At 67.9% G+C, this 14,332-nt stretch carries 10 protein-coding genes and 1 tRNA gene; 4 read left to right on the plus strand and 7 right to left on the minus strand.

What is annotated here, in order from left to right:
• Window positions 1-54: 54 nt before the first annotated feature.
• The gene (locus J3367_RS00260; RefSeq protein WP_421459941.1) at window positions 55-4,104 is read right to left on the minus strand and encodes a PAS domain S-box protein; all 4,050 of its coding nucleotides are present in this window, start codon (window positions 4,102-4,104) and stop codon (window positions 55-57) included.
• A gap of 286 nt (window positions 4,105-4,390) precedes the next feature.
• On the opposite strand from J3367_RS00260, the gene J3367_RS00265 reads away from it, so the two are divergent.
• Both J3367_RS00265 and J3367_RS00270 read left to right on the plus strand, forming a co-directional pair.
• Window positions 4,391-4,852 (plus strand): phasin, encoded by a 462-nt coding sequence (locus tag J3367_RS00265; RefSeq protein WP_009208261.1) that lies wholly within the window; start codon window positions 4,391-4,393, stop codon window positions 4,850-4,852.
• A gap of 264 nt (window positions 4,853-5,116) precedes the next feature.
• A tRNA-His gene (locus J3367_RS00270) sits at window positions 5,117-5,193 on the plus strand.
• Between the two features lie 107 nt (window positions 5,194-5,300).
• On the opposite strand, the gene J3367_RS00275 is transcribed toward J3367_RS00270, so the two are convergent.
• The 3 genes from J3367_RS00275 to xseA form a co-directional block, all read right to left on the minus strand.
• On the minus strand, window positions 5,301-6,641 hold the full coding sequence (locus J3367_RS00275; RefSeq protein ID WP_421459944.1) for an O-antigen ligase family protein: 1,341 nt from the start codon (window positions 6,639-6,641) through the stop codon (window positions 5,301-5,303).
• Complete coding sequence (locus tag J3367_RS00280; protein WP_051141492.1) at window positions 6,638-7,420, minus strand: glycosyltransferase family 25 protein; 783 nt, start codon at window positions 7,418-7,420, stop codon at window positions 6,638-6,640. Before J3367_RS00280 ends, J3367_RS00275 begins: the two co-directional genes overlap by 4 nt.
• 201 nt (window positions 7,421-7,621) lie before the next feature.
• Complete coding sequence (xseA, locus tag J3367_RS00285) at window positions 7,622-9,265, minus strand: exodeoxyribonuclease VII large subunit (protein WP_024349298.1); 1,644 nt, start codon at window positions 9,263-9,265, stop codon at window positions 7,622-7,624.
• Window positions 9,266-9,415: 150 nt separating this feature from the next.
• Here xseA and J3367_RS00290 point away from each other — a divergent pair, with 150 nt between their 5' ends.
• Complete coding sequence (locus tag J3367_RS00290) at window positions 9,416-10,225, plus strand: pentapeptide repeat-containing protein (RefSeq protein ID WP_244495390.1); 810 nt, start codon at window positions 9,416-9,418, stop codon at window positions 10,223-10,225.
• Window positions 10,226-10,257: 32 nt separating this feature from the next.
• Here J3367_RS00290 and J3367_RS00295 read toward each other — a convergent pair whose 3' ends face one another.
• Window positions 10,258-11,211, minus strand: coding sequence for a LysR family transcriptional regulator (locus tag J3367_RS00295; protein WP_024349296.1), 954 nt, complete (start codon window positions 11,209-11,211; stop codon window positions 10,258-10,260).
• Between the two features lie 175 nt (window positions 11,212-11,386).
• Between J3367_RS00295 and J3367_RS00300 the strand changes: the two genes are divergently transcribed.
• Window positions 11,387-11,665, plus strand: a complete 279-nt coding sequence (locus tag J3367_RS00300; RefSeq protein WP_024349295.1) for a DUF1127 domain-containing protein — start codon at window positions 11,387-11,389, stop codon at window positions 11,663-11,665.
• A gap of 100 nt (window positions 11,666-11,765) precedes the next feature.
• On the opposite strand, the gene J3367_RS00305 is transcribed toward J3367_RS00300, so the two are convergent.
• Window positions 11,766-13,073 (minus strand): hemolysin family protein, encoded by a 1,308-nt coding sequence (locus tag J3367_RS00305; RefSeq protein WP_024349294.1) that lies wholly within the window; start codon window positions 13,071-13,073, stop codon window positions 11,766-11,768.
• A 111-nt stretch (window positions 13,074-13,184) separates the two neighbouring features.
• On the minus strand, window positions 13,185-14,192 hold the full coding sequence (locus tag J3367_RS00310; RefSeq protein ID WP_024349293.1) for a hypothetical protein: 1,008 nt from the start codon (window positions 14,190-14,192) through the stop codon (window positions 13,185-13,187).
• Window positions 14,193-14,332: the final 140 nt, after the last annotated feature.

Here is a 14,332-nt window from a genome sequence, read left to right on the forward strand (position 1 = left end):
TTCTAAACTAGGCTGTCGGCGACGGCCCGGTTCCGGCGGCCGGTCGCGGAGGCGTCAGTCGGTGAGAACCCGCTGGGACGGAAACGAAATTTCCACCAGCGTGCCTTCGCCCGGCGTCGAGGACATGGCGAAGCCGGCGCGGTTGGCTTCGGCCAGCGCCTTGGTCAGCGGCAGGCCGAGACCGGTCCCTTCGCCGCGTCGCCGGTTACCCGGATTGACCTGCTGGAACGGCATCATCGCAATCTCGATCTCGTCCTCGCTCATGCCGATGCCGCTGTCGCGGAAGCGCACCACCACGTCGCCCTCGGGCGAATAGCTGGTCGAGACGATGATCTGCCCGCCGGCCGGGGTGAAGCGCACCGCGTTGGAGACGAGATTGAGGGCGATCTGCCGCATCGAACGGCGGTCGGCGACGACCGGCGGCACCGAGGAGGGCAGGTTGGAGCGCACGATGACCTGTTCGCGATTGGCCTGGGGCTGCATCAGCGCGACGACCTCGCCGATCACCTCGTTCAGCGACACCGCCTCGAAGGCGAGTTCGAGCTTGCCGGCCTCAATCTTGGAGATGTCGAGAAGGTCGTTGACCAGATCAAGCACGTGATGGCCCGATCGCTTGATGTCGTCGAGATATTCCAGGTAGCGCTCGTTGCCGATGGGGCCGAAGCACTCGGTGGCGATCACGTCGGCAAAGCCGATGATGGCGTTGAGCGGCGTGCGCAGTTCGTGGCTGACATTGGCCAGGAACTGGCTCTTCTGCAGACTGGCCGCCTCGGCCTCGCTGCGCGCCTTGATCAGCTCCTGCTCGACGCGCTTGGCTCTCGAGATGTCGCGGATGACGGCGCACCAGCCGCGCTCTTCCGGCAGCCGGCCGAAGCTGACCGACAGGGGCACGAAGCCGCCTTCGGCGACGCGGCCGATGACTTCGCGTCCCTCGTCGCGCGGCGCCGTGGCGCCGGCGGTGCGCAGCGTCTCGATGTGCTCCAGCGTCGGCTTCTGGCTTTCATGGGCAAGCAGCGTGACGAACGGCCGGCCGGCCGCATCGTCCGCACCGATGCCGAACAGGGCGTGCGCCGCCCGGTTCATGGAGCGGATCATGCCCTCCCGATCGACCAGGACGACCCCGTCGGTGGCCGCCGACAGGACCGCCTGCAGCTCTTCCACCTCGGCAACCAGGCCGGCGTCCGTCTCGACCGCGTCGGCGGTCTGCGGCGGGGCATCCTGCTCGGAACGCAGCGCCGCGGCGCTGAGGCTGGGCGAGGCGAAGAAGGACATGACCAGGCAGGAACGGCCGGCGATGGTGGAGCGCTGCATGTGGCTGCGCGCCGCCAGCGTCTCGCCCGTGACCCGGCGGATCGCGACCTCGCCCGAACCCGCCGCCCGGTCGTCGCCGTCGAACAAGCGGGCGAGACCGCCGGCCTCGGCAAGGGCGGGGATGTCGTCATAGCCGGTCAGGTCGAAAAATTCGCGATTGCCGTAGACCAGGGTCTCGCGGATCTGGACGAGAACCGGCAGCGGCAGGCAGCCATAGACGGTGGCGAGATCGGCCAGGAGCTGGGCGTGATCGGGCAGTTCAGGCTCGTCCGTGTCGTCCTCGTCTGCGTCGACCGGGTCGGCCGGCTCGTCCGCGCCCTCGGTGACGGTGGGCTCCGCGGCCGCCTCATCGGCGGGCTGCGCCGAGGCTTCGACGGGGGCGACCAAAGCTGGCTCGTTGTCGTCGGCCTGCGCGGCGACATCCGGCAGGGACGGCTGTTCGGCCGGTGCGATGCCGCGCGGCGCTTCGGGCAGCGGCGCGGACGCGTCCGCGTCCTCCTGCTCCGGCGCACTGGCGGCATCGTGGGACTGATCGCCGGAATCGGCGTTCAACGCCGCGTCCTCGGTCTCGGCAGTCGGCGCGTCATCGTCGCCTGCCGAGATTGCGTCGGGTGCGTCGATCGATTCGAGATCGTCATTCGAATCCAAGGCAGCTTCTATGGGCTCGGCGTCGCGGGCCTCGTCCTCGAACTCGCCGATGCGGCGGCTGGCGGTGCGGATCGCGCCTTCCAGCCCGCCGATGCGGTCCTCGTCGCCGAGGGTTTCGCCGATGGCGCGGAACGCCGCTTCCTCGGACTGGCTGAGATGGCTGTCCTTGGAGCGGCGGCGCTCCTCGAGACGAATGATCTTCTCGGCACGGTCGCCGGTCTCCGGCGTCGGTCGGGCGTCGGGATCGCGGCGCCCGAAGGGTGCCGGCGGCTCCTCCGCCGAGATGCGCTTCAGGAGAGCCCGGGCCCCGCCCTCCAGCGTCAGATCCTGTCGCTCCTGCGCGGCCTCTTCGACGCGCTCTTCCTGCGCCACCGCAACGGGTGCCTCGACCGCGTCGGCAAGGCGCACAATCCCGAAGCCGCGGAAACCATCGAAACTGCGGTCGCGGGCATAGACGGGCAGGGCGGCCAGCTCGACCGGGACGCGCCGGGTCGAATTCTCCACCGGCCATTCCAGCGTGCGCCCGGACCAAGTGTCGCGCTTGGCCAGCAGCCGGCGAATGTCGCCATCCGCATCGAGCCCGTATTCTTCCGCGACTTCCTCGAAACGGCGGTCGATCACGTCGGCAAAGCGCGGCCCGACGGCGGCGGCGAATTCCGGCGAGAGCGAGCGGAAGCGGCCTTCGCTGTCGATGCGCCAGACGAAGCGCACCGGCGCCACGTCGAAACGCGGCTCGAAGGCGGGGCCGGAACCGTCCGCCGCGCTCCCGGTGTCGGGATAGGAGCGGAAATCGGAGGCCAGCACCGGCCGGGCCCCGCGGGGGGCGGGCGGGCTTGGCGCCGCATCCTCATCGGCCGTGTCGTCTTCGACGTCGGGCATTGCCGGCTCCGCCGCGTCGTCTTCTGTGTCGGGAATGGCCGGCGCCGCGGCGTCGGGCGCATCAATGGCCACAGCCTCGGAGTGGGGCTCAGTCGCCATCGGGGCCGACTCCGTAACCTCCGACTCCACATCGTCCGGTCCCTCGGCTGCAGGCGCCAGCGTCTCTGGCGTTTCCTGTGCCTCGGTCGGCGTCCCGCTTTCGCGCTCGTCGGTCGGCGGCGTCGGCGCGGGGCCCCAGATGGAGCGCATGCGGCGGGGCTCGGACGGGGCCGCGTCCGCCGGGCGGTCGATGGACCCGCTGTGGCCGGAGCGCGCGCCGTAGGGCTGCTGCGGGCCGGGGCCGGGCGTCTCGGCGGGCGTCGCCATACGATCGTCGCCGGATGGCATGGATTCGCTTTCTCCGGGAGACCCGGACTGTTCGGCCTGTTCGGCGGCTTGCGTGCGCTCCGCATCGGCTGCGCCGGTGTTGCGGAAGTACCAGCGCTGCAGGATCGCGCTCATACCGATCTTGCGGTCGTGCTCGGGAGACTGGAGCTCGCGCTCCGGTGCAGCGGCCTCCGGCGGGTCGGCGACCGGCTGGGTCATCTCGGCAGCGTCGGCGTCGGCGGACGAAGCGCCGGAAGCCGAAGCCTCGGACGGGCTCTGCGTCCAGGCCAGAACATGGCCGCCGGCAAGGCGTGCGAGGACGGTGCTGCTCCCGTCGCTCGCAGCAATGGTGCGGTGGTCGTCCGCCGAGGCGAGGAATTCGGCGATCTGCGAGGCGTCAATCGCGACGGCCGCAGCGTCGTCTCCGGCCGCGGCGACGTCACCCCTGGCCGAGAGAACCGTCGCGTTGGTCATGCCGCTTTCATACAGAAGGTCGCGGGCGGTCTCTGCCGCGTTTCGGGGCGTCGCGGACGGATCGGCGATCGTTACCAGCACGGCCTCGCCGAAGGTGTCGTCGGTGATTGCGACGAGTTCGGCGTTCAGCGGACGGCCCAGTCCGGACCGCGCCGGCGAGGTGACCCGCGCTTTCGCCGCGCCGGTGCGGGCGAGCATGCGGCCGGAGGCGCGGATCTGGCGGATGATGGCGGTATTCGGCGTGGCGTCGGAGGATTGCGGCCCGGCCGCGGACAGGCCCAGTAGCTCGGCCGCGGTGGTGTTCACCCACAGGAGACGGATCAGGTCGGACGTGAAGACAGCAAGCGGCATGCCCGCGTCACTGGCCTCGCGCAGCGTCCGATGGGCCATGATCGCCACTGCGATTGGCACCGTTGATGTCGCCATAAGCAACGCTTCCAAACATTCTTCACGCTCATATGTTGAGTCGTGAGGGACGGTTCCAGAGCCGATCTTAAGAATGGATTCATAATAGCCGGCTTCCGACGAATCCAGATTCTTCCGGCTTGCGGGGCGAGGAGTTGCGATTGAGGGTTAACGAGTGGGCAGTTTGCGGAATATCCGGACGCTGAATGTTGCACTGCACAAAAATAGTGATTAAGTAAAAGGCAGTCGCAGGCGTTTTGGGACGCAGCGGCCAAATGATAGTTACCCAGATAGAGGAGACACCCAGATGGCCGACGCCAAGAATTCCCAGGATCCTTTCGCCATGCCGAACCCGCAGATGATGGGCATGGATCCCTCGCAGATGAACGAGACCTTCCGCGCCATGACGCAGAAGTCGATGGAGCAGTCCAAGGAAGCCTACAGCCGCATGAAGTCGGCGGCCGACGAGGCGACCAAGGCACTGGAATCGACCATGGAGAACGCCCATCAGGGTTCGCTCCAGCTGTCGAAGAAGGCCATCGACGCGATGCGCTCGAACGCCGAGGCCGGCTTCCAGCATCTCGACAAGATGATGTCCGCCAAGTCCTTCGCCGAAGTGATCGAGATGCAGACGGCCTATGTCCGCAAGCAGATCGAGATGGCGACGGATCAGTCCAAGGACATGCAGGCGCTGACCCAGTCGGTCGCCAAGGACATGATGAAGCCGGGCCGCGATGCCTTCGAGAAGGCCTCGAAGAACGCCCGCTGATTCTTCGCCATGGGCCGGCGGGGCATCTGCCTTCCGCCGGCTGAGCGATGAAGCCGGGCCTCGTCCCGGCGACAGGCGCCCGACGTCTTCATAGGCACCGGGCGCTCGATAATGCCTACCCCGCGGCCACATGCGGGTCAGGAAAGCCGGTCTGTCCCATTGGCGAAAACCGATGACGGACTTTTCCGACCTTCGCTCCGATCCGGGCTTGCACCGCGGGGCGAAAGATTTTATCTCGTCACTGCGCGGGCGAAATCCCGTTGTGCGGTTGTAGCTCAGTTGGTTAGAGCGTCGGATTGTGGCTCCGGAGGTCGGTGGTTCGAGACCACCCAACCGTACCATCCCTTTTCCACATTGATATCGGTTCGGTGACGCAGCGAATGGCTGCGTCTCGGCGCAGCAGGCCTGCGCGCGCTGCCTTCCATGGCGGCGGCGAGAGTGCGTGCGCCTATCCGGCCCGGGCTGCACGCCCGGCGGAGTTTGCCTCCCGCGCCGCCTGCTGCAGGCGGTAGAAGCAGCAGAAGCCGAAGCCGGCCGCGACCAGCATGAAGGATTCGCCGATCGCCAGCCGGTTGTTGGAATTGGTCAGCATGGTCAGGGCGAAGAACGCCGTCGCCGTCACGTAGAGCACCAACGCCGATGACGGGATCAGGCCGCGGGCGCGGCAGGCAAAGGCCTGGCGGAGGCTCCAGACCATGAGAACGGCATAGAAGCCGAGGCCGACGAGGCCGTAGCGCACGGCCACCTCCAGATAGCCATTGTGCATGAGGTGGTAGCCGACGCCCGCATAGCTGGTTGTCTCCCAGAGCGCTTCCCAGGCGATCCCGGTTCCCAGGACAAGGTTCGTGCGCCAGATCTCCCAGCCATTCATCCAGATCATCAGCCGCTCGTGGAGACTGAACGGGACATTGCCCGAGGCGATCAGCGCATCCACCGCGGCTAGCGGATCGCCGCTGCCGGTCGCCCCCGCGACAAACGCGACGGCGGTGGCGATGTTCGGCGCGATCAGGGCCGAGATCTCCGGATAGAACAGCACCGACGGGATCGCCGCGGCGACCATGACCGCGGCCAGGAGCAGCCAGTGCCGCAATTGCGTGCGCTCGGTGAAGACCATGGCGAACAGGACCGGAAGGGCACCCAGCAGCGCCAGCCAGACGCCCTTGGAAAACGCGCCGGCAATGCCGAGAAAGCACAGGCCGGCGACGAGGACGCAAAGGGCGATGCCGCCGATCCGCAGGCCCCGGTGGCGCGGTCCCGGCCGCGCGAGATAGAGGCCGAAGCAGATGGCCGCCAGCGCGATCAGACCGGCGCCGACCGAGGCATGGATGGGATTGCCGTGGAAGAGCAGCGGCGCGCGATCGCCCGACAGCATCGTTTGCGGCTCGAGGCTCGCCAGAAGGGCGACGAGGCTGATCACCAGGAACGCCCAGGCCGTCGCGGGCATCCGCTGCCAGTTCAGGAAGAAGGCGTAGCCCAGCGTCGGGTAGACCAGCGGGAAGAGATAGATCCCCTCGGCCGAGCCACCGGCCATGTCGGGGGTCAGCACGAAGACGGCGGCATTGCGCAGGAGGATGTAGACCACCCAGGCGATGCACAGCCAGCCCATGATCCCGATTGCCGGCCGCTCGTCGGTTCTGACGAAGGTGACAAGGGCCTGGAGCAGGAGAAACGGCGCGCAATAGCGATAGAGGTCGCTCTCCACCCAGACGGCCGAGACCAGGCCGAGCATCAGTAGAACCGTGAGCGTCGGCATCGCCGCCTGCGCTGCCCGTGTCAGGCCGTCGCTCATCTCAAGGCGTAGGCCGCGCGGCGCACATAATCCACGGCGCGGAACAGGAGGGTGGGCGTGCGCTGGAAGAGGGGGATCTTCGAGCTCTTGTAGTCGGAACTCCGGCTGGTGGTGATGGTCGAGCCGCGGCTCAGCTTGCTGAAGCCGATGACCTTGCGCGGAACCGTGTAAATCCGTGCGTTCAGCGCCCAGCCCCGCTCGAAGGCGATGTCCCAGGGAAGCCACATGGTCTGGAGGGCGTCGTGCAGGATCCGGGCGCCCTCGCGGGTGACGGCGTAGCAGGCGGCCGATCCCTGCGGGCCGTGAACGCAACGTCCGAATTTCCCGATGCCCTCGCCACCATGGGAGACGAAGCCGCGGATGCGATGATTGGCGAGCTTGAGGACGTGCAGGTCCGGCTTCTGTTCGAGGATGGCGGCGACGGCGGCAGGCGTCTCGGGCTTCAGGACGATGTCGTCCTCGCAGATCACCGCGACCGCTTCGCCGGAATCGATCACCGCCTGCAGGGCCGCAAGGTGGCTGCGATAGCAGCCATATTCGCCCGGAAGGATGATCCGTCCATGGCTGCGTCGGAAGCGGTCGTGATCGACATCGCGCCATTCGGCCACCGGAATGGCCGCGCCGTCGGTGCCGGGAACCCGGGTCACGTCAACGCCGATGTCAGCGGCCGACTGGGCGATCTCGTGCCATCGCTCGGTCGACCGGTCGAGATTGATAACGAAAAACCGCAGTGCCTTCGCCTCGATTGTATGCTGGGACCGGCATCCGGTGGATCGCATCCGACCGCCCAGCCGGGTCCCGTGCCGCTTCAGAGCATGTTCCGTGCTAGCGCGAAAAGGTGTTGGAACCGTTTGCCGCCGCGCCGCAAGCCTCGGGGCGTGGAAAAGCAGATTCCGGCTGATGAATCCAGAGCCGGAGCGCCCGACCCGGCGGCGTCCTGTTCCTCGGGCCGTTGTTGCGCCAAGCGCTCCGGCCCGGCCTCAGAACAGCGTGCCCTGATCCTCTTCGGCGGCTTTGGCGGCCGGACGTCGCTTCGCCCGCAGTTTTGGCGGTTCCGTTTCCGCTGCCGCGGGCTCTGGTGCCGCATCGCCCGGACCGATCGGCGCGACAATTGCACCGGACTCGCCGGTCGCCACCGCGCTGCGCCGCTGGTCATGGGCGAACTGCACCTCGAAGGCCATGCCCGGCTCCAGCCCCGACGCCCGCACGATCGGCTCGCCGTCCGGTCCGCGCACGATGGTGTAGCCGCGCTCCAGCACCCGCATCGGGTTGAGGCTGTCGGCGACCCGCCATGCGGAGGCGAGGGCCTGGCGCCGTCCGGTGGCGGCCAAGGCTTGCGCGGCGGTCAGCCGCTCGCCGAGCGTGCCGAGACGCAGGCGCGCGGCCTCGGCCCGGGCATTGATGCGGTGCGGCTGCAGGTCGGCGGCAATGCGTTCGAAACGCTGACGCTTGCGCTGCACGAGCCCGGTCACGGCATGGGCCGCATGGCTCTGGTGATGGCGCAGATCGGCGCGCTTTTCGCGCAGCAGCGCCTCGAGGCTGGACGGCGCCAGCCGGGTCGCGACCTCGCCATAGGCCCGGCGCTTCTCCGACAGGTTCACCCGCAGGCACTGGCCGAGCGAGGTCGATGCCTCGTCCAGCCGGCGGCGCGGCAACGCGAGCAGCATGTCGGGCGAGGGCAGGGCGCGGGCGGTAGCGGCGACGGCGCGGCGGTCCTGGTCGAGCCGGCGGGAGATCGCGCCCGAATGACGGGCGGCGAGCGCTGCGACCGCCGCGACGAGATCGGCGCGCACGGGCACCGCCATCTCGGCGGCACCGGTCGGCGTCGGCGCGCGCATGTCGGCGGCATGGTCGATCAACGTCCAGTCGGTCTCGTGGCCGACGGCAGAAATCAGCGGGATCGCCGAGGCCGCGGCGGCCCGCACCACCACCTCGTCGTTGAAACCCCAGAGATCCTCCAGGCTGCCGCCGCCGCGCGCGACGATGATCAGGTCCGGTCGGGCGATGGCTCCGCCTTCGGGAAAGGTGTTGAAGCCCTCGATGGCGCGGGCGACCTCCTCGCCGGAGGTCTCGCCCTGCACCCGCACCGGCCAGACGAGGAGATGCACCGGAAAGCGGTCGGCGATGCGGTGGTGGATGTCGCGGATGACGGCGCCGGTCGGAGAGGTGACGACGCCGATGACGCGGGGCATGAAGGGCAGGGGCCGCTTGCGCTCGGCGGCGAACAGGCCTTCGGCTTCGAGCTTGCGCCGGCGTTCGTTGAGCAGCGCCATCAGCGCGCCGGCGCCGGCCGGCTCGATCTGCTCGATGACGATCTGGTATTTCGACGAGCCCGGATAGGTGGTCAGCTTGCCGGTGGCGACGACCTCCAGCCCTTCCTCGGGCTTGAAGGCGAGCTTGGAAAAGGCAGTGCGCCAGATCACGGCGTCGATCCGGGCGCGGTCGTCCTTCAGCGAGAAATAGGCGTGGCCGGACGAATGCGGACCGCGATAGCCGGAGACCTCGCCGCGCAGGCGGACATGGCCGAAGCGCTCCTCGACGGTCCGTTTCAGCGCGCCGGAGATTTCCGAGACGCTGTATTCGGCGACGTTCGACATGGGGGCGGATTCGGGGCTGCGGCTCATGCCTCCAGTGTCAGGACCACGGCGCCCGGGTCAAGCGAATGTGCCGAGAATGCCCGATGCCAAGCCTGGCTGATCACCGCGATGCGCTTTGACCCTGGGGCAGGTCGGGTGTCAGGGTCGTCTGACGATCTGGCCGATTGGGAGCACATGATGGAACGGCCCGGTGCGACGGAGCGGCGGCGGCGCCATGTGCGTCCGGCCGTCTTCTCCCTGATTCTCTTCATTCTCCTGGCGGTGTCGCTGCTGGTGGTGCCGGCCTCGGGGCAGGACATGATGCGGGGTCTCGACCTGACCTCGCCGCGCATGACCGAAGCCGCGATGACCCGCGCCGAGGTCGAGGCGCTACTGGCGAGGGCGACGAAAGCCGAGCCCGCCGATCTCAGCCGGGCCGAACTGAATGGCCTCGATCTCTCAAGGCTCGATCTGGCCGGCGCCGACCTGACCAGCGCCTATCTCAACGGCACGGATCTCTCGAACGCCGGTCTCGCCGGGGCCAAGCTCGACCAGGCCTGGGGCCTTGGGGCGAATTTCACCGGGGCGGATCTGTCCGGCGCCAGCCTGTTCCAGTCGCAGATGCAGGACGCGACATTCGACGGCGCCGATCTGTCGGCGGCGCGGATCGCCGGCGATTTCAGTCGCGCCTCCTTCGTGCGGGCGAACATGAGCGGCGCGGATTTTTCCGCCGACATGCGCAACCAGTCGATGGGCCTGATGCGCGGCGTCCTCAACTCCGCCGATCTGACCGAAGCGGACCTTTCCGGCGCCAATCTGTCGCGCGCCGCGGCCGAGTTTGCCGACTTCACCGACGCCGATCTGTCGGGCGCGGATCTGACGCGTTTCGAAGCCTCGGGCGCCAATTTCAACGGCACGATGGTCGAAGGCGCCGACTTTGCCGATGCCGAACTGCGATCGGCAAAGCTGGACGAAATTCGCGGCACGGCGAAGAATCTGCGCCGCTAGGCGGCCCCCGTTCGTGCCGTTCTGCTCTGCCGTCAGCCGGCGACCTTCAGCCGGCCATTCCCCAGCGCCGGACGCATGGGGCGCAGTTCCGGCAGGCGTGACGGGCGGGCCTTGCCGTCGGGCGGCGACAGATTGGCGAGGCTCTCGCGGATATGCTCGACCAGCGCGGTGATCACCGGCCCGTCGGCATTGCGCGACTTCACGACGCCGATCTCGGTGTCGAGCAGGGTTGGGAAGCCCTCATATTCGCCCAGCACCCGCATGCCGGGTCGCAGCGCGCATTCGGGCAGCACGCTGACCGCCAGGCCGGAGAGGACGGCCGAGGTGACGATCTGCGCCGACCAGGAGGTGAACAGCACCTTGTAGCGCCGGCCGATCCGGCCGAGGGCTTCGCAGCCCTCACGGCGCCAGACGCAGTCCGGCCGGCCGAGCGCCAGGGGCAGGATCTCCTCGTTATGGGTGTCGTGCGAGGCCGAGGTCACGAAATGCAGCGGCTCGCGGCGCACGATCTCCGGCAGTGACGCACCGGGGTAGCAGTCCGACACCAAAGCCACGTCGAGGCGGCCCTTGTCGATATGTTCGGCCAGGTTGGAGGAGGGCTCGCAGGCGATCTGCAGTTCCACCAGCGGGTTCGAACGCGAGAACCGCGCGAGGATTTCCGGCAGGAAGCGCTCGGCATAATCGTCCGGCAGGCCGATCCGGACATGACCCTGCATGGCCTCGTCGTCAAAGGCCGACAGGGTTTCCTGGCTCAGCGCCAGCATGCGCCTTGCATAGGTCAGCAGCCGGGCGCCCTCGCTGGTGATGCGGATGGTGCGGCCGTTGCGCTCGAACAGGCTGACGCCAAGGCGCTCTTCCAGCCGCCGCATCTGCATCGACACGGCCGACTGGGTCTTGAACACGTCGTCCGCCGCACGGGTGAAGCTGCCGGCGTCGACGATGGCGACGAAGGTGCGCAGATGGTCGAGATCGAGGGGCGTGCTCATGGCTTTTCCCATCACCGATGATGATGGCTGAGATTATTAACATTCGTTGGTCTGATCAATAGCGGGCGCATATCTTCGTCGCTGTCAGGAAGAACTTGGGAGCGCCGGTCCGTCGCATGCGGAGGGCCTCCCGCCTTTTTCCCGATCCCCCGATGGCACGAAAGGAGACACGGCCATGGCGATCACAACGAAGACGCGGCTCAGCCCGACCCTTGCTCACCCGGCGCAGGCAGCCAAGCTGCTCGTCGTGGCGGCCCGTGCGATCGTCAAAACCATGCTCAATCGCCGCAAGGTCCGCGCGATGAGCGAGATGTCCGACTATATGCTGAAGGATATCGGCCTGCGGCGCGACGATATTCACGACGCCCTCCATACCGACTGGCGCGAGGACCCGACGTGGCGGCTGGCGGTCGCGGCCGCGCGGCGCCGTCGCGGCGGCTACGACTGGGAATAGGGCCAAGCCCCGCCCGATATTCTTCGAGACATTTACGCGGCGGCCGGCCAGTCCGGTCGCCGCGTTTTGCGTTCAGCCCGCCAGTGCAGGCGGGCGAGGATCAGCCCTCGGTCGGCCTGGCCGGTGCCTGGTCGGTTGCCATCATCAGGAGCTTGTCGATGCGGTGCCCGTCCATGTCGACAACCTCGATGCGCCAGCCCTTCCACTGGAAGTGTTCGCCGACTTCGGGGATGCGGCCCAGCCGGTCCAGCACGAGCCCGGCCATGGTCTCGTAATCCCGCTTCTTGGGGAATTCGAGTTCCGGGATGGCGCTTTCCAGGAGGTGGATCGGGATCGCGGCGTCGATCAGGCGCGAGCCGTCCTCGCGCTCGACGACATGCGGGTCGTGGTCGTCGCCCTCGGGCAGCGAGCCGGCGATGGCCGCCAGAATGTCGGTCGGCGTGGCGACGCCTTCGAAGGAGCCATATTCGTCGAGAACGATGGCCATGTGGATCTGCGCCGCGCGGAAGCGCTCCAGAAGCTGCAAGATCGGCATCGTCTCGTGGACATAGAGCGGTTCGCGCATCACCGAGGCGACATCGACCGTGCCGGTCTCCTGCTGCTGCTCCAGCATGTCCTTGGTCTGGACGACGCCGACGACGTCGTCGGTCTCCGTGTCGATCACCGGATAGCGGGAATGGTTGGCCTCCAGGATCTTTTCGAAGACCGCCGCGGGACCATCGTCCACCGCCACCCACACGACGCCCGGCCGCGGCACCATGATCGAACGCACATTGCGGTCGGCCATGCGGATCACGCCTTCCAGAAGCTCGCGCTCCTTCGGCTTGAAGACGCCGATCTGCGTGCCCTCGGCGATCATCGCCCGCACGTCCTCCTCGGTGACGCCATCGTCGCGCTCGCCGTCGCTGAAGATACTGGTGATGGCGTTGGTCGAGACCCGCAGGAGCCAGACGATGGGTGCACCGACCTTGGCGATGACCGCCATGATCGGGGCGACCTTGATGGCGATCGCCTCGGCCCGGCTGAGGGCGAAACGCTTGGGCGCCAGTTCGCCGACCACCAGCGACAGATAGGTGATGACCATGACCACTGCGACGAAGGCGACGGTGCCGGCATAGGGGCCGATCAACGGCCAGTCCTCGATGATCCCGGCCAGCGGCCCGGCAAAGGTCGAACCGCCGAAGGCGCCGGCGAAGATGCCGACAAGGGTGATGCCGATCTGGACGGTCGACAGGAAGCCGGTCGGGTCCTCGATCAGCTTGAGGGCGCTGGCGGCGCCGCGCCGACCCTCGTCGCGCATCTGCTCGACACGCGACTTTCGCGCCGAGACCACGGCGAGCTCCGACATGGCGAAGAAGCCGTTGATGAGAACCAGGAGGACGATGATGAAGGCGTAGAAGATGAGCAAGGAGATGGCCGTGTTGTCGGGGCAGGCCGCCGGACGGGCGGCCCTGGACGCTGTGACCTAGCGCGCCGCGGCGCGAGGGAAACGCAGCGCCCGGCTCGGCCCTCCCGCCGGCTAGGTCTTGCGGCTGTCGCCGGAGGCCGGTCCGTCGCTGGCGTCGTCGGCGGGTTTTTCCGATCCGGTGCCCTGGAACAGGTCGAGCATCTGCCGCGCGAACTCTTCCTGCATGGTCATGCCGGCCCGGGCGAGATCGTCGAAGCCACCAGCTGCCTCGTCCGACGCCTTGGCCTCGCTCGTCGCTTCGGGCGCCGGCTCCTGCGCCGGCGTACGGGCCTCGGGTTCGGTGGGCTGCGAGCCTGCGCTGCCGCTCGTATCCGCGCCCGACATGCCGCTGGCGAAATGCGCCATCATGGCGTCGAAGGGCTGGAAGGGGTCGAAGGCCGCCGGCGTCTCGTTCGTGCGGTCCGCAGGCCTGGCGCGGGCGCCGGTCTCGCCGGTGCTCGGCGGCAGCCAGGGCAGGCGGCCATTGAGCGCGTCGGAAAACAGGCCAGTGAGATAGTCCGAGCCCATGGTGCCGGGGCCGCTGCGCCGATGCGGTTCGTCGGAGGGCCGGCCTATGGCTTCCATGGCGTTGGCGCTGCGCCGCATCATCTCGGCCATGGCGACCGGGTAGTTGCCTTCGGCAAATCCGGCCGGCTGCTGGCGCGCCATGTTGGCCAGCATCATCTGCATCATCGTCTGGATGCTCATCACCGAGAGGCTGCGCATCAGCTTCTCGACCGTGTCGGGCGCGATGTCGCTCATGGTCGAGACCTTGCGCGCCACCTCCAGAAAGATGTCGCGCGAGCCGAACAGATTGTCGGCAAGGTTCTTGGCCGCCGGGCTGCGGGCGGTCTCCGGCCCGGGCGTGCCGACGGCGTTCATGAAGGGCAGGAAGTGCCGGGACACCTCGGACCAGGCATTCGGGTCCGACATCGCCCGCTGCAGCGCCAGGGTGAAGGCGGGGGCGAGGGCTTCCGTGGTCTGGCGGATCTCCTTGCGGCTCAGCTTGAAGGCATCGGCGAGCCTGTCGGTGCCGAGACCGCCGTCATTCACCGTCAACCAGTCGAAAAAGTCCGTCATGGCGACCTCGCTCGCAGGCGTGCCCAGGCAGAACGGGGCACAGACCGATCATCCTGTCAAACCGCCGGGGGAAAGCCAATCACAAAGCAAGACCGCCTGTTGCAGCGTCGGACTGCAACAGGCGGGAACAGTCGAAGGGC

The sequence above is a fragment of the Aurantimonas sp. NFXS3 genome (assembly GCF_049132005.1).
Lineage (GTDB): Bacteria > Pseudomonadota > Alphaproteobacteria > Rhizobiales > Rhizobiaceae > Aurantimonas > Aurantimonas coralicida.

What these genes read in the sequence shown, in the direction of transcription:
- J3367_RS00260 (WP_421459941.1), bottom strand. Translation starts at nt 4,104, where the DNA reads ATGGCGACATCAACGGTGCCAATCGCAGTGGCGATCATGGCCCATCGG.
- J3367_RS00265 (WP_009208261.1), top strand. Translation starts at nt 4,391, where the DNA reads ATGGCCGACGCCAAGAATTCCCAGGATCCTTTCGCCATGCCGAACCCG.
- J3367_RS00275 (WP_421459944.1), bottom strand. Translation starts at nt 6,641, where the DNA reads ATGAGCGACGGCCTGACACGGGCAGCGCAGGCGGCGATGCCGACGCTC.
- J3367_RS00280 (WP_051141492.1), bottom strand. Translation starts at nt 7,420, where the DNA reads ATGCGATCCACCGGATGCCGGTCCCAGCATACAATCGAGGCGAAGGCA.
- xseA (WP_024349298.1), bottom strand. Translation starts at nt 9,265, where the DNA reads ATGAGCCGCAGCCCCGAATCCGCCCCCATGTCGAACGTCGCCGAATAC.
- J3367_RS00290 (WP_244495390.1), top strand. Translation starts at nt 9,416, where the DNA reads ATGGAACGGCCCGGTGCGACGGAGCGGCGGCGGCGCCATGTGCGTCCG.
- J3367_RS00295 (WP_024349296.1), bottom strand. Translation starts at nt 11,211, where the DNA reads ATGAGCACGCCCCTCGATCTCGACCATCTGCGCACCTTCGTCGCCATC.
- J3367_RS00300 (WP_024349295.1), top strand. Translation starts at nt 11,387, where the DNA reads ATGGCGATCACAACGAAGACGCGGCTCAGCCCGACCCTTGCTCACCCG.
- J3367_RS00310 (WP_024349293.1), bottom strand. Translation starts at nt 14,192, where the DNA reads ATGACGGACTTTTTCGACTGGTTGACGGTGAATGACGGCGGTCTCGGC.